Annotated in this window: 16 protein-coding genes; 5 read left to right on the top strand and 11 right to left on the bottom strand. The window is 71.6% G+C overall.

The window, feature by feature from the left end:
• Positions 1–10 precede the first annotated feature (10 nt).
• The 4 genes from AC07F3_RS27025 to eccD form a co-directional block, all read right to left on the bottom strand.
• Positions 11–1,390: a M16 family metallopeptidase gene (locus AC07F3_RS27025; protein WP_479117014.1), complete on the bottom strand. Its 1,380-nt coding sequence runs from the start codon at positions 1,388–1,390 to the stop codon at positions 11–13.
• Positions 1,387–3,606 (bottom strand): polyribonucleotide nucleotidyltransferase, encoded by a 2,220-nt coding sequence (locus tag AC07F3_RS27020; RefSeq protein WP_479117013.1) that lies wholly within the window; start codon positions 3,604–3,606, stop codon positions 1,387–1,389. The genes AC07F3_RS27025 and AC07F3_RS27020 overlap by 4 nt, the downstream gene beginning before the upstream one ends.
• Positions 3,607–3,928: 322 nt before the next feature.
• The gene (gene rpsO / locus AC07F3_RS27015; RefSeq protein WP_006346214.1) at positions 3,929–4,219 is read right to left on the bottom strand and encodes a 30S ribosomal protein S15; all 291 of its coding nucleotides are present in this window, start codon (positions 4,217–4,219) and stop codon (positions 3,929–3,931) included.
• Between the two features lie 192 nt (positions 4,220–4,411).
• Positions 4,412–5,911, bottom strand: coding sequence for a type VII secretion integral membrane protein EccD (gene eccD / locus AC07F3_RS27010; protein WP_479117012.1), 1,500 nt, complete (start codon positions 5,909–5,911; stop codon positions 4,412–4,414).
• Between the two features lie 249 nt (positions 5,912–6,160).
• Here eccD and eccCa point away from each other — a divergent pair, with 249 nt between their 5' ends.
• Together eccCa and AC07F3_RS27000 are read left to right on the top strand one after the other, a co-directional pair.
• Positions 6,161–10,126: a type VII secretion protein EccCa gene (gene eccCa, locus AC07F3_RS27005; protein WP_479117011.1), complete on the top strand. Its 3,966-nt coding sequence runs from the start codon at positions 6,161–6,163 to the stop codon at positions 10,124–10,126.
• Between the two features lie 187 nt (positions 10,127–10,313).
• Positions 10,314–10,607, top strand: a complete 294-nt coding sequence (locus AC07F3_RS27000) for a DUF397 domain-containing protein (protein WP_114041242.1) — start codon at positions 10,314–10,316, stop codon at positions 10,605–10,607.
• Positions 10,608–10,686: 79 nt separating this feature from the next.
• On the opposite strand, the gene AC07F3_RS26995 is transcribed toward AC07F3_RS27000, so the two are convergent.
• The 7 genes from AC07F3_RS26995 to eccB all read right to left on the bottom strand — a co-directional run bounded on the left by AC07F3_RS26995 (position 10,687) and on the right by eccB (position 18,098).
• On the bottom strand, positions 10,687–10,989 hold the full coding sequence (locus AC07F3_RS26995) for a WXG100 family type VII secretion target (protein ID WP_479117010.1): 303 nt from the start codon (positions 10,987–10,989) through the stop codon (positions 10,687–10,689).
• A gap of 71 nt (positions 10,990–11,060) precedes the next feature.
• Positions 11,061–11,426 carry a WXG100 family type VII secretion target gene (locus tag AC07F3_RS26990; protein WP_479117009.1) on the bottom strand — a complete coding sequence of 122 codons (366 nt, stop codon included), beginning with the start codon at positions 11,424–11,426 and terminating at the stop codon, positions 11,061–11,063.
• Between the two features lie 116 nt (positions 11,427–11,542).
• The gene (locus tag AC07F3_RS26985; protein WP_479117008.1) at positions 11,543–12,724 is read right to left on the bottom strand and encodes a S8 family serine peptidase; all 1,182 of its coding nucleotides are present in this window, start codon (positions 12,722–12,724) and stop codon (positions 11,543–11,545) included.
• Positions 12,725–12,879: 155 nt separating this feature from the next.
• On the bottom strand, positions 12,880–14,547 hold the full coding sequence (locus AC07F3_RS26980; protein WP_479117007.1) for a hypothetical protein: 1,668 nt from the start codon (positions 14,545–14,547) through the stop codon (positions 12,880–12,882).
• 2 nt (positions 14,548–14,549) lie between these two features.
• Entirely contained in the window at positions 14,550–14,978 is a 429-nt protein-coding gene (locus tag AC07F3_RS26975) for a hypothetical protein (protein ID WP_479117006.1), read from the bottom strand.
• A 322-nt stretch (positions 14,979–15,300) separates the two neighbouring features.
• Positions 15,301–16,557 carry a type VII secretion-associated serine protease mycosin gene (mycP, locus tag AC07F3_RS26970; RefSeq protein WP_479117005.1) on the bottom strand — a complete coding sequence of 419 codons (1,257 nt, stop codon included), beginning with the start codon at positions 16,555–16,557 and terminating at the stop codon, positions 15,301–15,303.
• 14 nt (positions 16,558–16,571) lie between these two features.
• Positions 16,572–18,098: a type VII secretion protein EccB gene (gene eccB, locus AC07F3_RS26965; protein ID WP_479117004.1), complete on the bottom strand. Its 1,527-nt coding sequence runs from the start codon at positions 18,096–18,098 to the stop codon at positions 16,572–16,574.
• A gap of 184 nt (positions 18,099–18,282) precedes the next feature.
• On the opposite strand from eccB, the gene eccE reads away from it, so the two are divergent.
• From eccE to AC07F3_RS26950, 3 genes are all read left to right on the top strand, one after another.
• A complete protein-coding gene (eccE, locus tag AC07F3_RS26960) occupies positions 18,283–19,644 on the top strand; it encodes a type VII secretion protein EccE (RefSeq protein ID WP_479117003.1) in 1,362 nt (453 codons plus the stop codon).
• Positions 19,644–20,378, top strand: a complete 735-nt coding sequence (locus AC07F3_RS26955; RefSeq protein WP_479117002.1) for a hypothetical protein — start codon at positions 19,644–19,646, stop codon at positions 20,376–20,378. Before eccE ends, AC07F3_RS26955 begins: the two co-directional genes overlap by 1 nt.
• A 359-nt stretch (positions 20,379–20,737) precedes the next feature.
• On the top strand, positions 20,738–24,166 hold the full coding sequence (locus AC07F3_RS26950; RefSeq protein WP_479117001.1) for an SCO5717 family growth-regulating ATPase: 3,429 nt from the start codon (positions 20,738–20,740) through the stop codon (positions 24,164–24,166).
• Positions 24,167–24,174: the final 8 nt, after the last annotated feature.

Genomic DNA, 24,174 nt, shown 5'->3' with positions numbered 1-24,174 from the left:
TCCTTAGGGGTTACGAGACCGCTTCGTGGAGGCGGTCGGCCTGCTTGTCCTTCAGCGGGCCGATGACGGACAGCGAGGGACGCTGCCCCAGGACATCACGAGCCACCTCGCGGACGTCGTCCGGGGTGACCTCGGCTATCCGGGCCAGCATGTCGTCGACCGACATCTGCTCGCCCCAGCACAGCTCGCTCTTGCCGATGCGGTTCATCAGCGCACCGGTGTCCTCCAGGCCGAGCACGGTGGAGCCGGAGAGCTGGCCCACCGCGCGGCGGATCTCGTCGTCGGAGAGGCCCTCGTGCGCGACCCGGTCCAGTTCGTCCCGGCAGATCTTCAGGACGTCGTGGACCTGGTTCGGGCGGCAGCCCGCGTACACGCCGAACAGGCCGCAGTCGGCGAAGCCCGAGGTGTAGGAATACACGCTGTACGCCAGGCCCCGCTTCTCGCGGACCTCCTGGAACAGCCGGGACGACATGCCGCCGCCCAGCGCCGTGTTCAGGACGCCCAGTGCCCAGCGGCGCTCGTCGGTGCGGGCCAGGCCCGGCATGCCGAGGACCACGTGGGCCTGTTCCGTGCGGCGGTTGAGGAGCTCCATCCGGCCCGCGGCCTTCAGGGTGCGCGCTCCGCCGCGCGGGGTGAGGGGGACGGCGTCCGTGCGGGACAACGCGCCGGCCTTCTCGAACGCCTTGCGGACCTGGCGTACGACGGTGGCGTGGTCGACGTTGCCCGCGGCCGCGACGACCAGGTGGCGCGGGTCGTAGTGCTTCTTGTAGAAGCGCGAGATCTGCGCCTGGGTGAGGGAGTTGATCGTGTCCACGGTGCCCAGGACCGGGCGGCCGAGCGGCGTGTCGCCGAGCATGGTGTGCGCGAACAGGTCGTGCACGCAGTCGCCCGGGTCGTCCTCGGTCATCGCGATCTCTTCGAGGATCACGCCGCGCTCGGCGTCGACGTCCTCGGCGAGGATCAGCGAGTCCGTCAGCATGTCGCACACGACGTCGATCGCCAGCGGCAGATCGGTGTCGAGCACCCGCGCGTAGTAGCAGGTGTACTCCTTCGCCGTGAAGGCGTTCATCTCCCCGCCGACCGCGTCGAGCGCGGAGGAGATGTCGAGGGCACTGCGCTTGCTCGTGCCCTTGAAGAGGAGGTGCTCCAGGTAGTGGGTGGCGCCGTTCAGCGTCGGCGTCTCGTCGCGCGACCCCACCTGGACCCAGATGCCGAAGGTCGCGGACCGTACGGAGGGAAGGGTTTCGGTGACGACCCGCAGGCCGCCGGGGAGGGTCGTACGGCGGACGGTGCCGATGCCGCCTCGGCCCTTCAGAAGCGTTTGGGTACGGGCGACGGCCCGCCCCTCCGAAGAGGGGCGGGCCGTCGTCGCGGAACTACGGGACGTCACTTGGCGGCGTCGTCCTTCTCGGCGTCGTCGGCGCCTTCGCCCTCGACCACGGGGATCAGGGAGAGCTTGCCGCGCGAGTCGATCTCGGCGATCTCGACCTGGACCTTGGAGCCCACGGCCAGGACGTCCTCGACGTTCTCCACGCGCTTGCCGCCGGCGAGCTTGCGGATCTGCGAGATGTGCAGCAGACCGTCCTTGCCCGGGAGCAGCGACACGAACGCGCCGAAGGTCGTCGTCTTCACGACGGTGCCCAGGTAGCGCTCGCCGACCTCCGGCATGGTCGGGTTGGCGATGCCGTTGATCGTGGCGCGGGCGGCCTCGGCGGCCGGGCCGTCGGCGGCACCGATGTAGATGGTGCCGTCGTCCTCGATCGTGATCTCGGCGCCGGTGTCCTCCTGGATCTGGTTGATCATCTTGCCCTTGGGGCCGATGACCTCGCCGATCTTGTCCACGGGGATCTTGACGGTGATGATCCGCGGGGCGTTGGGGGACATCTCGTCGGGCGTGTCGATCGCTTCCATCATCACGTCGAGGATGTGGAGGCGGGCGTCGCGGGCCTGCTTGAGGGCGGCGGCCAGGACGGAGGCCGGGATGCCGTCGAGCTTGGTGTCGAGCTGGAGCGCGGTGACGAACTCCTTCGTACCGGCGACCTTGAAGTCCATGTCGCCGAACGCGTCCTCGGCACCGAGGATGTCGGTGAGGGCGACGTAGTGCGTCTTGCCCTCGATCTCCTGGGAGATCAGACCCATGGCGATACCGGCGACGGGGGCCTTGAGCGGCACACCGGCGTTCAGCAGCGACATGGTGGAGGCGCAGACCGAGCCCATGGACGTCGAGCCGTTGGAGCCGAGGGCCTCGGACACCTGGCGGATCGCGTAGGGGAACTCCTCACGCGTCGGCAGGACCGGCACGATGGCGCGCTCGGCGAGCGCGCCATGGCCGATCTCGCGGCGCTTGGGCGAGCCCACGCGGCCGGTCTCGCCGACCGAGTACGGCGGGAAGTTGTAGTTGTGCATGTAGCGCTTGCGGGTCACCGGGGAAAGGGTGTCCAGCTGCTGCTCCATGCGGAGCATGTTCAGGGTGGTGACGCCCAGGATCTGGGTCTCGCCACGCTCGAACAGCGCCGAGCCGTGCACGCGCGGGATCGCCTCGACCTCGGCGGCCAGCGTGCGGATGTCCGTGATGCCGCGGCCGTCGATGCGGACCTTGTCCGTGATGACGCGCTCGCGGACCAGCTTCTTGGTCAGCGCGCGGTACGCGGCGGAGATCTCCTTCTCGCGGCCCTCGAACTGCGGAAGCAGCTTCTCGGCGGCCAGACCCTTGACGCGGTCCAGCTCGGCCTCGCGGTCCTGCTTGCCGGCGATCGTCAGCGCCTGGGCGAGCTCGCCCTTGACGGCGGCGGTGAGCGCCTCCAGGACGTCGTCCTGGTAGTCGAGGAAGATCGGGAACTCGCCGGTCGGCTTGGCAGCCTTGGCGGCCAGGTCGGACTGGGCCTTGCAGAGCACCTTGATGAAGGGCTTCGCGGCGTCCAGACCGGAGGCGACGACCTCCTCGGTCGGCGCCTCGGCGCCGCCCTTGACCAGCTGGATGGTCTTCTCGGTGGCCTCGGCCTCGACCATCATGATCGCGACGTCGCCGTCCTCCAGGACGCGGCCCGCGACGACCATGTCGAAGACGGCGTCCTCGAGCTCGGTGTGCGTCGGGAACGCGACCCACTGGCCGTTGATCAGCGCGACGCGGACGCCGCCGATCGGGCCGGAGAAGGGCAGGCCGGCCAGCTGGGTGGACGCGGACGCGGCGTTGATCGCGACGACGTCGTACAGGTGGTCGGGGTTGAGCGCCATGATCGTCGCGACGACCTGGATCTCGTTGCGCAGGCCCTTCTTGAAGGACGGGCGCAGCGGGCGGTCGATCAGGCGGCAGGTGAGGATCGCGTCCTCGGAGGGGCGGCCCTCCCGGCGGAAGAAGGAACCGGGGATCTTGCCGGCCGCGTACATCCGCTCCTCGACGTCCACCGTGAGGGGGAAGAAGTCGAGCTGGTCCTTGGGGTTCTTGGACGCGGACGTGGCCGAGAGGACCATCGTGTCGTCGTCCAGGTACGCCACGGCGGAGCCGGCGGCCTGCTTGGCCAGGCGGCCCGTCTCGAAGCGGATGGTGCGGGTGCCGAAGGAACCGTTGTCGATGACGGCCTCGGCGTAGTGGGTCTCGTTCTCCACTAGCGTTTTCTCCATTTGCTTGGCTGCAGTGTCGTCTTTTCGTCCCGGAGCCCGTGTGGCGCGGGGACGGTGGATGACGGCGGAGAAGCGCTCCTGGGGGCGGGCCGGTCTTCGATCGAAGCACCCGGGGTGCCTTGCGTTCCGGGGGCCACTACCGAGGACCGGCGGCGGGAGGAGGCTTCTGCTCGCTCGTCGGTGAAGCGTCTTTCGGTGAAGCGTGTTCTGTTGTCCGTACCAGACTACTGAGCGTTCGGTACGTCGCGCATGTACAGCAAAGGGAGCGGCCCCCTAATAGGTGGGAACCGCTCCCTCGACAGCATGCTTACTTGGCGCCGCCGGCCGCACCGCGACGGATGCCCAGGCGGTCGACCAGCGTACGGAAGCGCTGGATGTCCTTCTTGGCCAGGTACTGCAGAAGGCGGCGGCGCTGGCCGACGAGGATCAGCAGACCACGGCGGGAGTGGTGGTCGTGCTTGTGCGTCTTGAGGTGCTCGGTCAGGTCCGAGATGCGGCGGGAGAGCATGGCGACCTGAACCTCGGGGGAGCCGGTGTCGCCCTCCTTGGTGCCGAACTCGGCCATGATCTGCTTCTTCGTAGCGGCGTCGAGAGACACTCGGTACTCCTCAGTGGTGTTCGTGCGCCCACGAGTGCCCCTGGTCTTGATCTCAGGGGAGCTTCCGTGACTCGGAGGCGAAGGTCCGATGAGCGCAGCTTCCAGATCATCCGGAAGCGCGTACACAAACGGCCGTCACACAGCGTACCAGCACCCCGGGTGGCGGTTGACCCGCGGTGAGCGGGCCCCCGGTCAGCTGGTCAGGGCCCGGGCCCTGGCGTACACGTTGAAGACGGCCAGGGTCAGCGGCAGCAGCGTGAGCAGCACGAATCCCTCGGCGATCTCCAGGAAGCGGCCCCAGAACGGGGTGACGCCCCGGTTCGGCACGATCAGCGCGATCGCGGTGACCAGCGCCGCGGCGGCGGCGATCGCGGCGATCAGCCACAGGGTGCGGATGTCGAGGGCCGCGGTGTCGCCCTTGAGGGCGTCCGCCATCAGGCCGCGGGGCGCGTTGATGCACAGGCCGAGGCCCAGCAGGACGAGTGCGCCCAGGCCCGCGGCCAGGGTGGCGCCGACCTGCGCGGTGTAGCGGAACAGGTGGGCGCGCATCAGCAGGGCGACGCCGGTGGCCAGCGCGAGCAGCCTGCCCCAGGTGTCGTCGCCGAAGCCGAGCACCGCGGCGCCCGCGACGGCCAGCAGGGCGCAGCCGCCCACCAGGCCGACGAGCAGTTCGTGGCCGCGCCGGGCCTGGGCGGCGACGCGCTCGGCGTCGACGGACTGCGGGGCCGGGTCCTCGCCGAGGTCGCGCTGGGAGCCGTGCGGCGGCTCGAAGCCGATGGGCAGCCGGGCGAAGCGCATGGACAGGCCGGGCAGGAAGGCGAGCGCGCCGACGGCGAGCTGGGTGCACACGGCGGCGCTCTCGCTGGGCTTCATGCCGGTCAGGATCGAGACGAACACGACGAGCGCGCCCACCGCCGAGGCCAGCACGAACGCCACGAAGGGCCCGTCGCCGCGGGGCGAGAGCAGGGTGAGCACCAGCGAGGCGATCAGCACGGCGGCACAGGCGAGCAGCATCTGGAGCCGGCCGACGCCGTGGTGGGCGGCGAGCGGGAGGAGGCCGGAGCCTGCCACCGCGATGTTGGGCAGCGAGCCGAGGCCGAGGGCGACGGCGGAGAGCTGGTCGTCGTAGATCCGGGCGCGTACGGCCGCGAGGGTGAGCAGCAGCACACCCGCGACGGCGGCGAGGATGCCGGGCAGGCCGTGCATGTCGTGCCGCGGGTCGGCGGTCCAGGCCGCGAAGGCGAGCAGGGCGGGCAGGACGCCGCCGCCGACGAGGCCGGCGGCGCGGGTCAGCTCGGGGTTCCACAGGGTGCGGTCCTGGGTGACCGCGGAGGCGACGGCCTCGGACACGTCGTCGAAGACGGCGGGCGGCAGCGACTCGGAGAAGGGGCGCAGGGTGAGCAGTTCGCCGTCGAGGATCGACTGGGCCGCGAACGAGCGGGCGCTGTCGAGGACGGTGCCGTCCCGGCGTACCAGCGAGTAGCCGACAGGGGCGCCCTCGGCCGGGCTCTGCTGCGCCAGGCGCAGGATCTCCGGGTAGATGTCGGCGACCGGGATGTCGTCGGGCAGCGCCACGTCGACGCGGCCGTCCGGCGCCACGATCGTCACCCGGCAGAAGCCGAGGCCCGCCCCGGTTGCCTGGGCCGGCCGGTTCGGCTCGGCGGCCGTCGTCGTGGTGGTCGTCGTGCTCACCCTCGGCTCCCCCTTCACTCGCTTCACTCGCCCGCGCTCGCGTTACCCGGTCTGCCCGTGCCGGGCCGTCCGTTCGGCGCGTCAATTGCCCGCTTTTCTTCGCTCTGTTCGCGGGTGCTTACGCGAACAGACGGCACCCTATCGCCAGCCGATCACATCGGATGTCAGTAGGATCCCACCGCGGTCGGCGTTCGCCGGACACGGGGCGGCGGGCTGAACTTCTTCGACTGCCAAGAGAATTGGTGCGTTGTGAGCCACATCATCGTCAAGCGCCCGCCACGGGCCCTGCCGTCCGAGGTGCCCACGGAGGAGGTCGTCCTCCAGCCTCCGCCGGAGCTGCCCCGCGGACAGCAGGAGGGTGCGCTGATGCAACTGCTGCCCATGCTGGGCATGGGCGGCTCGGTCGTGTTCTTCTTCATGCCGAATTCGCAGCCGTTCATGAAGGTCATGGGCATGGTGATGGTCGCCTCGACGGTGGCCATGTCGGTGGCGATGATCGTCCGCTACCGCAAGGGCTCCCAGGGCCAGTTGGCGGACCTGCGCCGCGACTACCTGCGCTACCTCGGCCAGACCCGGCGCTCGGCCGCCGAGACCGCGCACAAGCAGCGCGACGCGCAGTACTACCTGCACCCCTCCCCCGAGCAGCTGTGGGCGCTGGTCGCCGAGGGCAGCCGGGTGTGGGAACGCCGGGCGGGCGACGAGGACTTCGGGCAGGTGCGCGTCGGCCTCGGCCCCCAGGCCCTCGCCACCCCGCTGGTGCCTCCGGGGACCGCCCCGGTCGACCAGCTGGAGCCGCTGACCGCGGGCGCCATGCAGCGCTTCGTGGCCACCCACCAGACGGTGGAGGACCTGCCGATGGCGGTCTCGCTGCGCGCCTTCTACCACGTGACGGTCAGCGGGGAGCCCCAGACGGTCCGCGCCTCGGCCCGCGCCCTGACCGCCTCGCTCGCCTCCCTGCACTCCCCCGAGGACCTGGTGATCGCGGTCGCCGCTTCCCCGTCCGCGTCCGCGCAGTGGGAGTGGACCAAGTGGCTGCCGCACACCCAGGCGCCCGGCCTCACCGACGGCGCGGGCAGCCGCCGCCTGATCAGCCGCAGCGCCGCCGAGCTCGAAGAGCTCCTCGCTCCCCGCCTCACCGGCCGCCCCCGCTTCCACCCCGAAGGCGCGCCCCTGCCGGAGGAGCCGCACATCGTCATCGTGCTCGACGGGGTGTCGCCGCCCCCGATGTCGGTCCTCGCCTCCGCCGAGGGCCTCCAGGGCGTCACCGTCGTCGAGGTCGTCCCCGGCGAACTCACCGGCGCCCGCGGCGACCTGGCCGTCGTCGTGCACCCCCGCACGCTCCGCCTCGAATCGGGCCACGGCCTCGTGTACGAGGGCACGCCCGACCTCCTCTCCTACGAGTCCGCCGACGCGCTGGCCCGCCAGCTCGCCCCGCTGCGCATGGCCACCGGTGGCGACGACGACGAACCGCTGCTGGCGAACCTGGAGTTCACCGACCTGCTGAACCTGGGCGACGCCGACTCGGTGGACACCGCCCGCACCTGGCGGCCGCGCTCCAACTCCGAGCGGCTGCGGGTGCCCATCGGCGTCGGCGAGGACGGCCGCCCCGTGATGCTCGACCTCAAGGAGGCCGCGCAGGACGGCATGGGCCCGCACGGCCTGTGCGTGGGCGCGACCGGCTCCGGCAAGTCCGAGCTGTTGCGCACCCTGGTGCTCGGGCTCGCCGTGACCCACTCCTCCGAGACCCTGAACTTCGTCCTCGCCGACTTCAAGGGCGGCGCCACCTTCGCCGGCATGGCGCAGATGCCGCACGTCGCGGCCGTCATCACCAACCTCGCCGACGACCTCACCCTGGTCGACCGCATGGGCGACTCGATCCGCGGCGAGCTCAACCGCCGCCAGGAGATGCTGCGCGACGCGGGCAACTACGCCAACATCCACGACTACGAGCGGGCCCGGCTCGCCGGCGCCGCGCTCCAGCCAGTCCCCTCGCTCGTCCTGGTCATCGATGAGTTCAGCGAACTGCTCACCGCCAAGCCGGACTTCATCGAGATGTTCGTGCAGATCGGCCGCATCGGCCGGTCCCTCGGCGTGCACCTGCTGCTCGCCTCGCAGCGCCTGGAGGAGGGCCGCCTGCGCGGTCTGGAGACCTACCTCTCCTACCGGATCGGCCTGCGCACCTTCTCCGCCGCCGAATCCCGCGCGGCGCTCGGCGTGCCCGACGCGTACCACCTGCCGAGCATCCCCGGCTCCGGCTACCTGAAGTTCGGCACCGACGAGATGACCCGCTTCAAGGCGGCGTACGTCTCCGGCGTGTACCGCACGGGGGCGGACCGCTCGGCCGCGCTGGGCGGACCGGTGCCCGTGGACCGGCGGCCGGTGCTGTTCACCGCCGCCGAAGTGCCGGTGACGTACGCCCCGCAGACCGTGCCGGGGCCGCGCGCCGAGAGCGGGCCGCGCACCGACGACGCGCTCGCCGACACGGTGCTCGACGTGATCGTGCGCCGCCTGGAGGCGCGCGGGCCCGCCGCCCACCAGGTGTGGCTGCCGCCGCTGGACAGCCCGCCGGCGCTCGACTCGCTGCTGCCCGGCCTCGCCCCGGTGGAGGGCCGCGGGCTCACCCAGCCCGGTTACGAGGGTGCCGGGCGTCTGGTCGTGCCGCTCGGCCTCGTCGACAAGCCCTACGAGCAGCGCCGCGACCCGCTGTGGTGCGACTTCTCGGGCGCGGCCGGCCACCTGCAGATCCTGGGCGGCCCGCAGTCCGGCAAGTCGACGCTGGTGCGCACGCTGGTCGCCTCGTTCGCGCTCACCCACACCCCGCGGGAAGTGCAGTTCTACGGGCTCGACTTCGGCGGTGGCGGCATGGCCGCGGTCGCCGGTCTGCCGCACGTCGGCGGGGTCGCCTCGCGCCTGGACCCGGAGCGGGTGCGGCGTACGGTCGCCGAGGTGTACGGCGTGCTGACCCGCCGCGAGGAGTACTTCCGCTCCGCGGGCATCGCCTCGATCGCCGACTTCCGCACCCGCCGGGCCCGCGGCACCATCTCGGTCGCCGACCAGCCGTGGGGCGACGTCTTCCTGGTCATCGACGGCTGGGGCAACTTCCGTACCGAGTACGAGGGCCTGGAGCAGGTCGTCCTGGACATCGCGGCCCGCGGCCTCGGCTACGGCATCCACCTGGTGCTGACCGCGTCGCGCTCCATGGAGGTGCGGGCCAACCTCAAGGACCACCTGATGAACCGCCTGGAGCTGCGGCTCGGCGACACCATGGACTCCGAGTTCGACCGCAAGGTGGCCGCCAATGTGCCCGTCGGGGTGCCCGGCCGCGGCCAGTCGCCGCAGAAGGCGCACTTCATGGCCGCCGTGCCGCGCATCGACGGCCTCCAGTCCGACTCCGACCTCGCCGAGGCGACGGCCGCACTGGCCACCGAGGTCGCCCGGCACTGGACGGAGCCGGGCGCGCCCGCGGTCCGGCTGCTGCCGCGCGAACTCCCGGCGGCCCAACTGCCGCCCGGCTACGCCTCGCCCGACCGCGGCATCGCCTTCGCGCTCGACGAGAACAACCTGGAGCCGGTGTTCGTCGACTTCGAGCAGGACCCGTTCTTCCTGATCTTCGGCGAGGGCGAGTCCGGCAAGTCGAACCTGCTCCGCCTCCTGATCACCCAGCTCACCCAGCGGTACGAGGGCGACGCCTGCAAGCTGTTCGTGGTGGACAACCGGCGGGCCCTGCTCGACGTGACCCCGGCCTCGCACCTGGCCGAGTACATCCCGATGTCCAACGCCATGGACCACCACATGGACGCCCTGGCCGACCTGATGCAGCGCCGCGCGCCCAGCGCGGAGGTGACCGCGCAGCAGTTGCGCGACCGCAGCTGGTGGCGCGGGCCCACGGTCTACGTGGTCGTCGACGACTACGACCTGGTGTCGACGTCGAGCGGCAACCCGCTGGGCAAGCTCACCGAGCTGCTGCCGTTCGCCCGTGACGTCGGCGTCCGCTTCATCATCGCCCGCTCCACGGCGGGCGCGGGCCGCGCCTCGTACGAGCCGTTCATCCAGCGCATGAAGGAGCTGGGTGCCCAGGGCGTGGTCCTGGCCGGCGACCCCGTCGAGGGCGACATCCTGGCCGGTGTCCGTCCCCGGCCGATGCCGACGGGCCGCGGCACCTTCGTCTCCCGCAAGCGCGGCAAGCCGCTGGTGCAGACCGGGTTCATGGGGTAGGGACGCCGTGCGGAGGGGGTGCCCGTACCGGACCGGGTGCCTCCTCCCCCCCCCGTATCCGTGAATCCTCCCCCGCCCGCCGTGCGCGTCGGACGGCGCCAAGTAGGGTGAGCGGACAGCTGGTTGGTGTACGCACCGCCGCGCTGGGCACGTCCGGGTCGGCACGTCTGGAAGGAATCGCTCCGTCATGGCTGAGGAACAGGACAGGGAACTCCAGGAGCGCAAGGAGCGCGAGAAGAACGAGCTGTACGCCCTCGACATCTCGGGGGTCGAGTGGCACAGCGCGCCGGGCACCTCCGAGGACGAGGAGCGCGTCGAGATCGCCTACCTGCCGGCCGGCGCCGTGGCGATGCGGTCCTCCGTGGACCCCGACACCGTGCTGCGGTACACCGAGGCGGAGTGGCAGGCGTTCGTCCTGGGCGCACGGGACGGGGAGTTCGACCTGGAGCCGTCGGTGCGCAACGGGGGCATCGAGGCGTAGCGCCCGCCGCGCGCGGACGCAGGACGGGGTGGGCACCTCCCGCGCGTGCCCACCCCGTTCCCACTGCTGTCCGGCACCCCTACTGGAAGTAACCGGCCGCCTTGTGGTCACCGGCCCGGTAGGTCGGGCCCGCCTCGGCCACGGCGTTGGCGATCTGCGTCAGCGAGGTCTGAACGCTCTGGGCGGTGTGGTTCCAGTCCCGCTGCTTGGTGGCGTACACCTCGTGGGCCTGGCCGTGCCAGTTGGCGGCGGCCTTGTCGACCAGCTTGCCGATGTCCTCGAGGTCCTGCTGGAGCTTGCCGGCCTGCTTCCGGATGGTCTCGGCGGCTTCGGTCAGGCTGCCGTAGTGGACTCCGAGGACATCGCCGCTTTTGTCGGGCATGACTTCCCCAATCTCTGTGGTGAACAAGGTGGTTGCGGGCCCACGCCGTGTGGCGGGCGAGCCCGGCGCGACTAGTACGTGCTGAGGTTCGAGGTGATCGCGGCCGTGGCCCCCGCGTCACCGCTGTAACCGTCCACGACGTCGATGCCCATGAGGGCCTTGCGGACCTCTTCGTCGGTGTCGCCCTTGAGGGTGCGGGTCGCCTTCATCGCCTCGAGGAAGTCCAGGAGCAGTCGCCCCATGTGGACCATCTTCTGGTTGATGTCGGTCTGCTTCCGGTCGAACGCGTGGGCACCGATGCCCTCCCACGCCCCTTCGAGGCTGTTGATCACGTTCTGGAGGTGGTTGACCTGGCCCTTCACCGAGTCGAACCGCTGGAGGATCTGCTCCTCCAGCTTGGCCATATCGCTGTCTGATACCCGCTGGTCCTGCGTCATGCCAGGCCTTCCCTTCGTGGTGGTGATGGTGGTGGTGGTGCGGATGGCTGTGCTGGTCGCGTCGGCCGGGCTCCGCGGCGTGCCGATGCGCGTGCCGATGCGATGGGGCTGCCCGCTCAGGCGGCGCGGCGGCGCGTCCTGAGCACGGCGAACACGCCGCCGCCGATCACGACGAGCCCGGCGAGAACCCCGCCGACGAGCCAGGGCGTGCTCCCCCCGCCCTTGCTCCCGCCCCCGCCCTCACCCACGGCCTGCCCCTTGGCGGGCGCCGAAGCGCTGGGCGCGGCGGGTTGAGCCGGGGGCGTGCCGCTCCCCCCGTTCTCCTTGCCGAGCGGGTCGACGTCGGCGGGCCCGGGGTTGATGTTCGCCTGCTCCAGCACGAGCCGGGGGCGGATCAGTCCGTAGCCGAGGTATTTGCTGGGAGTGTTCTTGTCCCAGGACCGCCCAGCGGTATCGATCATCGTGCGCAGCACCTGGTCGGCGGTCCAGGTGGGGTGAGCGGACCAGATCAGCGCGGCTGAGGCGGAGGCGATGGCTGAGGCGGCGCTGGTTCCGTCGGCGGTGCAGTAGGCCTGAAAGTCCGCGTTGCACCATCGCGAGACGTTGAGGCCGGGCGCCGCCAGATCGACGAAGTCACCTGAATGCGAGAACTTGCCAACATTCCCACTAGCGTCTGCGGCGGCAACGCCTACGACGCTGGGCAAGGCGGCAGGGAACTCAACCAGATCATTGTTCTCTTCACCGTCATTGCCGGTGCCGGCGAACATCAACTTCCCTTTGGATGCGGCATATTTGACCGCCTCCTCAAGGCCAGGCCCCTTGCTGTGCGCAGCGAAGGACATGTTGATGACCTTCGCGTCCGAATCTGCCGCCGCCCGGATTGCTTGGGCCGGAAGGCTCGTGCGTTTCAACTCCGCAGGGTCCTTCAGGGTGCTCAGCGCGATCCTGAAGGGAATGACCTTTGCCTCTGGGGCCAACCCCTTGATCCCGCCACCCTGGCCCGTTCCGGCGATCATCTCCGCCATCGTCGTACCGTGACCGTCATAGTCCTTGGTCGCTCCGTACGCAGCCGCAGCCGGGACCTCTTGCGTGAGCACTTGCCCCTTCAAGGACGGCGTGTCGGGATTGACGCCGGTATCCACAACAGCGACTTTGACGCCCTTCCCGGTACTGACCTTCCACAGGTCTTCTGCGTGCATGGCACCCAAGTACCACTGCTGCGGCGGTGCGCTATCGGCAATGGCATGAGGAGCCAGCCCCACAGACGCAGCGACCAGCGCAGCGAGCGCTGCGCTCACCCGAGCTGTCCGCTGCCCAATGGGCATCCGCAACTTCGGGCCAAACTCCCCGCGTCGGCTCATTGGTGGCTTCATGCGTCCTTACATCCTCAGCTGTGCCTAGTCGATCGTGCTGGTAAAGCGCCGCCTGTGTGAGCCCGGGCCTTCGCCTTCAGTCAGTCCTCAAGCTCCGAGGAATCATCGTCCTCCGGGCTCGGAGCCTGCTCTCTCACGAGGCCTTCGCCTCCCTTGGTGAAGGCGCTGCGTCCGGAACGAGAATTAACCGTCCGCCCCTTCGGAGCACCGACGATGCCATCCGGGTTACCCGTTGAAGGTCGGCTCCTCTGCCCTGACCCCGTGCTAGTTGACTTGGTGGCTCCGACAACTCCACGCTGCCCGGGCCCACCAGTCGGCTTGGCAGGTGCTCCAGTCCCCTCGCCCCCAACCACCGCTCGCCTCGGTGCACGGGAGGCAGCGGACTCTGACACCGCGGCATTCGGGCGCCCTCCGACGATCCCGTTGCCTCGTCCTGCACCTGCGGGCGATCCGGCACGTGAGGAACCAGTCCCCCCGACACGCGGAGTTCCTCCCGAAACCCCCCGCCCCATCGGAGACTGCCCGACTGTGGAGGTCCCTCCTCTACTGAGGCCCTGAGCCGTGTTGGCTGGGCGCCCCACCGGGTTCGATGCTGATCGTTCAGCGCTGCTCGCCCCCGAAAGTCCTTGACGCGCTCCTGACTCGCCTCGTGCTGGGGCAGGCAATCCGCCCACTGCACGGGATGCTCTTGCCGCAGCGCCGGCCGTCTGGTTCCAGGCACTACTAACGAGCGGCGGAACAGGGCCGCCAACGGGCCCAACCGCCTTGGAAACCTGAGGCGTCGCCGGTGCTACCTGGGCCGCTGTCGTTGGCGCAAGGTCGGCGACACTGTTGAGCTGCGTGCCTGCGTTGTGATCGGGGAGGGGCAGAGCGCCACCAGTTGCCTGCTCATGAGGGTGGACAGTGGTGTCCGTGCGAGCATGGTCCGCCATCGGTTCCACAGGGACGTGGCCGGATGAACCCCCGCTATGAGCTGAGTGGGAAGGAGCCGACGCCGTATGGTCGGCAGCTCTGCCAGGGATGACCGGGTCACCGCCGCCAGGCAACGGCTGCGGCACCCCCACCTGAGGCATGGCCTCGAAAACGGGGGGCTGTTGGGCGGCCAGGGTTTGTTCTGAGACCGAGTAGAAGGACGACAGGCGGTTCATCTGGTTGATGGCCTCCTGGCGGTCCTTCTCCACCTTCACCGCCGCCTCGTACTCCGCGTTGCCCGCGACCCGCTTCGTCGGCGGGATGTCCGCCACCTTCACCGGCTCGGCGCGCTGGTCGCGCTGAGGCATCGCCTTGCTCACCGAGGCCAGGCCCGAGCCCGCCGCGCTGATCTGGACGGCCGCCACGTCGGCGAAGTCCGACAGCTTGTGGCTGTTTCCGGCGAGCTTGTCGCCCCAGGCGCGGAAGGCGTCGCCCGCCTCTCCCTCCCAGTGGACCGCGTGGACGTTGTCCTTGAGTTCGTCCGCCGCCTTCTTGATCGCGTCCCGCGCCCTGAACAGCGCGTCACCCGCGCTGATCAGGTGCTCCGGGTTGGCGTGGGCGACCAAGTCGATCATGTCGTTGAGCTGGTGGTTCTCGAAGTCGGTCGTCCCGAAGAAGCGGACCGGCCCGCCGAAGGGGAAGAAGCCGGACAGCGCTTCCCCCGCGGTGGTGGTCATGTCGGTGACGCCGACCTGCTGGCTCACCCGCTGCTCGTCGGTCAGCTTCGGCGGCGCGGGCTGGGACGGGTGGGACGGCTGGGGCTTGTTGTCGGTCATCGCTACCACCCCGTCCCGGCGGACTTGTCGTCGGTGCGCTGCGGCTTCGGCTTGCCGTCCTTCGCGCGCTGCGCCTGCTCCACGTCGTAGTCGGTCGCGGACTTGATCGCCCAGAACCGCTGCCGCATCTCCTCGTCCAGATTGTCGAAGCCGATGTCGGCTCCGTGAGCGGCGATTCCCATGGCCTCGATTTGGTGACCGAGCGACTTCGACAGCGAGGTCAGCCGTTCGTGTACGCGGTGGTACTGGGTGAAGAGGCCGTCGGCCTCGGGGAACGCGGCGGTTCCTGAGCTGAAGGACGCGCGGGCGATCTGCTGGTCCGCGAGCCGCGCGGGGCTGCCGTGGGAGCCCTCGAACTCGGTGAGCATCGTGTCCACCCGGTTCTTGAACGTCTTCAGCGCCTCCATGCCCTTCTCGAGGTCACCGCTCATCGCCGCCGCCTTTGCCCATGCAGGCAGGACGCCCCATGACACCCCTCCCCGTAAACCCATTGCCGTTCACCCGCGTCGCGATCCGCCTTATTGACGCCGCTTATCGCACCGCGGTCACTCTAACCAACACGTCTCGCCGCCCCAACGCACTATCGGCGGTGCCGAGTTGCCCCGGCCACCCCGACACTACGAGGGCTCACCTCACGTCGCATGAGTACGTCTACTCACTTCTGATCATTTCCTCACCAGCATCAGCCACCTGTGAGCCGATCCAGAACAGATCTGAAGCGGACTTGACCCGTTCTGCACGAAGCCCTCGCATTCATCCCGCTCCCGCCACTCTCCGGCTCCGCCGCCGGGCGTCGCGGATCGCCACTGCGGACCCGCTCAGGACCGCCGCCAGGACCGCCACCCCGACGGCCACGTACGTCGCGAGGCGCTCGGTGCGCTGTTCGTCCGTCTCGCCCAGGTGGAGCGCGGCGGGGGTCGGGGCCCGGGCCGGGGTGACGCCCTCGTGCGCTGTGGGAGTCTCGATCGGGTGGTCGTCCTCGGTGAGGGCGCGGACCGGGTCGACCACGCCCCAGCCGACGAGGCGGTCGTGGCCGGACACCGAGCGTTCGGCGGTCTGCTCGAGCTGGGCGACGACCTCGCGCGGGGTCCACTTGGGGTGCTTGGCCTTGATGAGGGCGGCGACCCCCGCGACGTACGGGGCCGAGAAGCTCGTGCCGCTGTCCGCGCAGTGGCCGCCACCGGGCACGGTGGAGACCATGTCGACGCCGGGCGCGGCCACGCCGACGAACTCACCGGACTGCGAGAACGCGGCCCGCTCGTTGTTGCGGTCCGAGGCGGCGACCGCGAGGACCCCCTCGTAGGACGCCGGGTACGTCTGCTTCACGTTGCCGCCCAGGCCGTCGTTGCCTGCCGAGGCGACCACCACGATGCCCTTCGCCAGCGCGGCGTCCACGGCCTGTTTCAGCGCGGCCGCGGGCTCCACCGCGTTCGCGGTGTCCTGGGAGATGTTGATGACGTCCGCGTCGACGCTCATCGCGTAGCGGATGGCGTCCGCCAGGGTCTGCGCCGTGCCATGGCCGTTGGCGTCATTCTGCTCGATCGGGATGATCGTCGCGTCGGGAGCCAGGCCCACGAAGCCCGTTCCCTTGGCAGGGCGGGCCGCGATGATCCCGGCGACCTTGGTGCCGTGCCCGACGGTGTCCGTCGTGCCGTTCTCCGCGCCGCGCGGCACCGGCTGGCCGCCCGGGTCCTTGAGGTCCTTGGGCAGCAGGTTCTTGCCCTTGGAGGCATCCACCGCGTCCTTGAGCTGGCCGTTCTTGATGTCGACGCCCGTGTCGATCACCGCCACCCGCACGCCCCTGCCGGTCGACTGGCGCCACAACTCGTCGAGCAGCACGCGCTGGAGCGCCCAGGGACGACCCGCGTACGGCTTCGACGGGAAGGTGCACTGGTCGCTCCCGCCGTCGTCGGCCGGGGCGGCGGCCGCCGGGGTCGCGAGCAGGGTGAGGGCCGCCGTCGTCGCCAGGGCGAACGCCTTCCGGGCAAGGGCCTTCGGTGGGTACGCCATGGCCTCGCCGCCCCTCATGAACCCTGGGGCTGCCGCGCGGCCCCGGTGGACAGGCGGGGGCCGGTGGGCAGGAACGTGGACCAGCTGATCGGGATCGGCGCGGGCTCGGACTTCGCGTAGCCGAGCCGGGTCTGGGCCTGCTGGGCCTCCTGGTCGAGCTGCTTGCGCTGGTCGGCGGTCAGGCCCGCGCCCGAATCGCCGTCGGCGCTGTCGCTGTTGGACTGCATCGCGTAGCGCAGCCCCGTGTCGGTCACCAGGAAGACGCCGCCCGCCTTGGTCTCCGAGCCCTGGATCTGGCGGAAGAGCTGGCCGGAGCCGGGTGTCACGTACGCGCTGCTCGAACCGGTGGGCAGCGGCGCCGGGAAGTCGGTGCCCGCCCACGTGCTCATGGTGGTCTCGCCGTTGTCCTTGTTGACGTCGCGCAGCACGTTGCACACCGTGTTGCGGCTGCCGTTGGCGGTGCCCGCGTCGTTGACGGCCACCGGCATGGGGCGCGGCCAGTTCTTCCGGGGCGCGAACTCGGTGGCCTCGGGGGTGAACGCGGCCGCGTTGGTCTCCGTCGGCTGCCCCGTCTTCATCAGCCCGCGCAGGTCACGGCTGTTGAGGAGCAGCTTCGCGGTGAAGTCGGAGACCGGCGAGACCTTGCCCTGCTGGACCACGTAGTACTGCGTGCCCGCGCCGTTGGGCGCCTTCAGCACCATGCCGACCCGGTTCGCCTCGGGGGACAGGCCGCCGGCCACCCCCGCCGCGCCGCCGATCTTCCCCTCGATCCTGGGGAAGGCGATGGGATCACCCGAACGGAGGGTCTCCAGCCACTCCTTGGACACCCGCTCGGGGTCGCGGCCGGCGCCGACCAGGGCGCGCAGCAGGAGCTCGTCGGAGCCCACCTGGTACTTGGTGCCCTGCGCGTCCACCACGTAGCGCGTCTTGTTGTCCGGCCCCACGACGTACAGCAACTCGCCGCCGGTGAGCCGCTCGGCGCCGTCGGTGCGCTTCTGGTCCCGGTCGGCGAAGACGAACGCGGCCTTCTGGATGGCGCGGCCGCCGTCGCCGGGCCGCTCGCAGACCGCCCAGCGCTTGGCGGATCCGGCCTCGTCGGGAGAGGGCAGCCGGTCGGGTGCGTACGGGATGCCGAGGGTGGCGCCGTGCGTCAGCGATCCCTTGTCCAGGACGGACTCGTCGACGTTGACGACCTGGCCCTTGGCCGGGTCGAGCAGGAGTTTCGCGGACGCCATGTTGAGGACCGGGTGCAGTTCCTTCTTGCCGTCGGTGGTCAGCACGACGTAGCGGGTGGTGGACTTGCTGGCGATGATCACCTTCTCGCCCGGGGTGTCCCAGCCGGGCGGCGCGGTGGGCTTGAACATCCCCCAGGCTCCGAACGCGGCGAGCAGCACCACCGCGGCGACGGCGCCCGGCAGCACGCCGTGCAGCGGACGCGGAGCCCCCTCTTCCGAGCCCGTCGGGGAGGGCTGGATGAACGCCGCGAGCGTGCGTCGCTTCGCGAAGGTGTACGCGTTGAGCTCGTCCCGCCGTGATGCCATGAGTGTCCGAGTTTCTCCGTTGTCCCCGTGCGGAGCCGTCGGGGAGCCCGTCCCCCGCCCCTGGTTGTCAGACCGGCCCCCTACTATGCCTGTTACGTGATCGTACGCCTGGGGCGGGTAGGGTGGACGGGTCCTCAAGGGCCCTACTGGCCAGGGGTTTTCGAGGAGTTCGGGGGGTTCAGGGATGGTTTCGTCGACAGGGACGCGGTCGCGCTCCCGTGAACGATCCGGCGCTCCGAGCGGCGCGGGCCCCCGTCCCGCGGGACGTGCGGAACCGCCCGCTCCGGTCCGTCCGGCGGCGCCGGGCGCGGCCGCGGGACCGGTCCTCCCTCAACTCAAGTCCCGTTCCGGACGCTTTGGTTCGTTTCGTCTGCAACAGCTAATCCTGGTCGAGTCGGCCGCCGCCCTGCTGCTCGCCGCGTGGGTCGTCGACCCCATGGCGCTGGTGCCCGCGGGCGTCGTGGCGCTGGCCCTCGTGCTGCTCGCGGTGGTACGCCGCAGGGGGCGTTCGCTGCCCGAATGGCTGGGCACCGCCTGGGCGCTGCGCGCGCGACGGCGGCGGGCGGGCTCCCTCGCCGTGCCGCCCGGCACGCTTCCCGGCCTGGCCCCGGCCGTGGAGTGCGATCCCACCCTGCGGACGTACAGCCACGGCGACCGGGACCAGCGGCCGATCGGGATGATCGGCGACGGCGGCTTCCTCACCGTCGTCCTCCAGGTGGAGTCGGACGCGACGGCGCTCCGCGTCGACCGGGGACGGCGCCCGCTGCCCATCGCCCTGGTGCGCGACGCCCTCGAAGTGGACGACATCCGGCTCGAATCGGCACAGGTCCTGCTGCACACCCAGCCCGCGCCCGCGCTGCGACTGCCCCAGCAGTCGCTGGCCGTCACCAACTACGCGCCGCTGCACGCCCAGACGGCCTCGCCCGCCGTCCGCATCACCTGGATCGCGCTGAAGCTCAACCCGGAGCTGTGCCCCGAGGCGGTCGCCGCGCGCGGCGGCGGTCTGGAGGGCGCCCGCAAGTGCGCGGCGCGCGCCGCGCTCCACCTCGCGAGCCGGCTGACCGGGGCGGGCCTGAGCGCCACCGTGCTGACCGAGGAGGAGCTCGCGGACGCCGTGGCCACCTCGGCCTGCGCCAATCCGCTGGTGACGGCGCAGGCGGGCCGCGCGGAGGCGCCCCAGCGGCGCACCGAGGAGTCGGCGCGCTCCTGGCGCTGCGACAACCGCCGGCACACGACGTACTGGGTGCGGCGCTGGCCGAGGATGGACGCGGGGTCCGGTTCCGGAGGCCTGCCGCAGCTCGCGGCCCTGCTGACCGCGGTGCCCGCGCTCGCGACCACCTTCAGCCTCACCATCGCCCGCACCGGCGCCCAGGAGAGCAGCATCAGCGGCCACCTCAGGGTGACCGGCCGCAGCGAGGCCGAACTGGGCACGGCACGCCAGGAGTTGGAGCGTTCGGCGCGCCAGGCGAAGGCCCAGATCGTGCCACTGGACCACGAGCAGCTGCCCGGCATGCTCGCCACCCTGCCGTTCGGAGGCGCCCGCTGATGGCCATGACGACGTCGACGGCAGGCCCGCGCCGTGATCTGCGCACCGGCTTCGGCCTCATCGGCCCCCGCCACCGCAGGCACACCCTGCCCACCGAGCAGTTGGACACCCTGGCCCTGCCGATCGGCGACGACGGGGTGGTCATCGGCGTGGACGCCGAGGGACGGCCCGCGGTGCTCGGGGTGAGCCGGCCGACCGCGTACGACATCGTGCTCATCGGCGGCCTGTGGACCGCCCAGGTGCTCGCTCTGCGAGCGGCCGCGACAGGCATACGGGTCGCCGTGGAGACCGGCCGGCCGCAGGCCTGGGCGCAGTTGGTGCACGCGATCGCCAGTCAGAGCGGCATGACCGTGCACGACGTGGGCCGGGTGCCCCCGCTCGGCGCCTCGGCCGGTGAACCGGTGCTCGTGGTGCGGGACTGCGGCATGCGTCCGCCGCGCGGCCGCGTGGTGTCGGCGCCCTGGCAGGCGGTGCTCACCCTGCTCCCCTATCTCAGCCCGGTCGCGCCCCGCCTGGTGCGCCAGGCGCGGCTCGTCGGGGTGCAGCGCGTCTCGCCGGACGAGGCCGCGCAGCTGGGCCGCATCATGAATCTGCCGCGCACGGAACAGGAAACGCTCTCGACGCTCGCGGACGGCGTCACGCTCTGGTGCAACGAGCGCGACCGCTCCTTCGCGATGACCCAGGCCACCGACACCGAGACCGGATTGTTGGGGAACGCCCGACGGGTCGACTGAACAGCGAGACCAGGGCGAACGTTGACCCGATCTGACCGATTCGCCCTACACCCTCCGCCCTCGGCCGGTCACTTCGGCGTCACTCGTGAGGTGAGGGTGACGAAAGGGACAGGAGCCCGGGGCGGCCGGGCCTGCCCCGGCGGTATTGCCGACGATTAGGGTGGGACGGACCGGGGGCAGGGACTCCACGGCGAGCGTGTGCCATCCGTACCTCCGGACGGCGCGGCACTCGTCGCGGACAAGGGGCGGGCGAGGCGCACGATCGCGCGCCCACCGCACAGGGGCTGCCCCACCCCGGCCCGTACATGCCAATGAAACCCACGGCCTACACCCGGTCACAGGCGAACGAAAGGAAACCGGTGAACAGCGACCAGGACCAGTTCCGCACCGGCGGGAACGCGCGCGACGAGAATCGGTCCGACGCCGATCCCGAGACCACGGGTGAGTTCACCATCGACTACACCCCGCCTGCCTGGTACACCCAGGGCGCGCAGGAGACCCCCGCTCCGGCTCCGGCTCCGGCTCCGGCCGCCGAGCAGAACGGCGCCCAGGGGGTGCCGCTGCCGCCCCCGCCGCCGGTCGGGCCGCCCCTCGACGTCCCGGGCCTGCCGCAGGCCGGCGGGTTCCAGCCGAACTGGGGCGCCACGCCGCCGCCTCCGGGCCCGGCGCCCACGGCCTCGCCCACGCCCGCCTTCCCGGCACCCGCTCCCCCCGCGCCCGAGGCCAACCACCCCGCGGACCAGGGGCAGGCCTTCGGCGGCGGCGACATCGAGAGCGGCGCGACGATGCGCTTCTCCCCCTCCGCGCTGAAGCGGGAGTTCGAGCAGCTCGAAGCGGCGGCGGCAGCGGCACGCGGCGAGGCCGCGCCGGTGGCCGCCGCGTCCCCCCACGCCCCGTCGGCCGAGGCCCCCGGCCGCGCCGCCCAGGCGCCGTCGCCCACGCCCGAGGACCCCGACACGGAAGCGGCCGACGCGGCGCGCGACAAGGACGCGGACGCGGAGCCCGCCGCCGCCCCGGACCACCCCGCGTCTTCCACCGACCCGTCGGACCCGGCCGACACCGACGGCCCCTCGGGCGAGCCCTTCAGCACCACGCCCGGCACGTCGACCGACGCGTCGACCGGCACCGAGGAGACCTCCGGGCCCACCAAGTCGCCCGACGCGCCCACGACTTCGGCCGACGAAGCGCCTGGTGCCGAGGGAGCCGACGCACCCCACGAAGGTGGGGACGCCGCCCCGTCCCAGGACGCCGCGTCCACCGACGGCACACCCACCCCCACGCCCGGACCGATCGACGCCACCCCCGCGACCCCGGAGGCGGCCGAAGCAGGACCCGCACCGGTCGCTGATGCCGTCCCGGTGGCGGACGCGCCGCAGGCCCCCGATGCCGCAGCGCCCGCACATGCCGCCCCGATCACGGACGCTGCCCCGATCGCCGACGCCGTTCCGGCTCCGTTCGCGGCCCCCGTCGCGGATGCCGTGCCGGTCACCGACGCCGTGCCGTCGGACGCTTCCGCGCCGGTGCCGCAGGACGCTCCCCCCGCCGACCAGCCGTGGGCCGCGGCGGCCGGTCCGCAGCCCGGGCTGCCTCCGCTGCCTCCGGCGTTCCAGCCCGCCGCGCCCACCGCGGCGCCTCAGTGGCCGGGCCAGGCGCAGCCGAATCCGGGTCCGTTCCCGGCTCCGGGCGCCTCGGCCCCCGCGTGGCAGCAGCCCCAGCCGCAGAACGGGTACGGCTTCCCGCAGCAGGCCCAGCCGGGCCCCACGCCTCCGCCCGCCCCCAACTCCCCTTCGCAGCAGGGGAGTTATGGCTTCCCGCAGCCCGGGGTCAACCCTCCGGCGGCTCCGACCGCGCCCGCCCAGCAGGGTGGTTACGGGTTCCCGCACCCGGGAGCCAACCCCCCGGCGACACCGCCCGGCGCACCCAACGGCCCCGCGCAGCAAGGCGGCTACGGATTCCCCCACCAGGGAGCGGCACCGACCGACGCCCCGAACGCACCCGCCCAGCAGGGTGGTTACGGGTTCCCGCACCCGGGAGCCAACCCTCCTGCGGCTCCCACCACGGCACCCGGCACCCCCAACCAGCAGGGCGGCTACGGCTTCCCCCACCCCGGAGCCCATCCCCCGGCCGCGTCGCAGCCCCTTCCGCAGCCCCAGCCGGGTCCCGCGCAAGGCGCTCTTCCCCCGCAGGCCCAGCCAGGCCCGCAGGGGCACCCCGGGCCTCAGCCGCTGCCCGGGCCGCAGGCCCAGGCAGCGCCGCCCGTGGACCCGCGGACCGGTGTCGCCTGGCCGTCGCCCGTGACGCACGACCAGCGGGAGCGGTCGATGCCGGGCGCTCCGCTCGGGTACACCGCCGCCGTCGAGTTGTCCTCCGACCGGCTGCTGCGCAACAACAAGCCGAAGGCGAAGAGCAGCCGGGGCCCGGCCGCCGGGGCCTCGCGCTTCAAGTTCGGGGCCAAGAAGGAGGAGGCCGAGCGGCAGCAGAAGCTCAACCTCATCCGCACCCCGGTCCTGTCCTGCTACCGGATCGCGGTCATCTCGCTGAAGGGCGGCGTCGGCAAGACCACCACGACGACCGCGCTCGGCGCGACCCTGGCCACCGAGCGGCAGGACAAGATCCTGGCGATCGACGCCAACCCGGACGCCGGCACGCTCGGCCGCCGGGTGCGGCGCGAGACCGGGGCCACCATTCGCGACCTGGTCCAGGCGATCCCGTACCTCAACTCGTACATGGACATCCGCCGGTTCACCTCGCAGGCGCCGTCCGGCCTGGAGATCATCGCGAACGACGTCGACCCGGCCGTGTCCACGACGTTCAACGACGAGGACTACCGCCGCGCGATCGACGTGCTCGGCAAGCAGTACCCGATCATCCTCACCGACTCGGGTACGGGTCTGCTCTACTCGGCGATGCGCGGGGTACTCGACCTCGCCGACCAGTTGATCATCATCTCGACGCCGTCCGTGGACGGTGCGTCCAGCGCCTCGACCACGCTCGACTGGCTCTCCGCGCACGGCTACTCCGAGCTGGTGCGGCGTTCCATCACCGTCATCTCGGGGGTCCGCGAGACCGGCAAGATGATCAAGGTGGACGACATCGTGCAGCACTTCCAGACGCGCTGCCGCGGTGTGGTCGTGGTGCCGTTCGACGAGCACCTGTCGGCGGGTGCCGAGGTGGACCTCGACATGATGCGGCCCAAGACCCGGGAGGCGTACTTCAACCTCTCGGCGATGGTGGCCGAGGACTTCGTACGGGCCCAGCAGCAGCAAGGGCTGTGGACGGGCGATGGTCTCAACCCGCCCCCGCACATGGCCCCGCCGATGCCGGGTCAGCAGGGCGCCCCCGGGCAGCCGTTCCCGCAGCAGGGCCCGCCGCAGCCCGCGCCGGGCCAGCCCTTCCCGTCCGGCCAGCCCCAGCCGCACCCCGGTCAGCCCTATCCGGCACAGGGCCGGTCCGCCCCGGGACAGCCGTTCCCCCAGCAGGGTCCGCCGCAGCCGGGCCACCCGCAGCCCGGCCAGCCGTTCCCGCAGCAGGCTCAGCCCCACCTCGGCCAGCCGCAGCCCGGGCAGCCGTACGGGGCCCAGCCGGGGCAGCCCGCCCCCGGTCAGCCCTACCCCAACGCCCCGCAGCCGCCGTCCGAGTGGCAGCTCCAGCCGCCCCAGCCGCAGCCCGCGCCGGGTGAGGGCGGGCCCGCGCAGCCGGAGTCGCAGGGGGCCGTTCCCCCGGCCGGGTGGCCCGGGCAGGACGGCGGCGGACACGCTCCGCAGCCGCCGTCAGCCCCTCAGCAGTAAGGCGTCAC

The organism is Streptomyces sp. NPDC045846 (assembly GCF_056431605.1).
The sequence above is the reverse complement of the archived record's forward strand: the minus strand, read 5'-3'. Positions and strand labels throughout refer to the sequence as shown.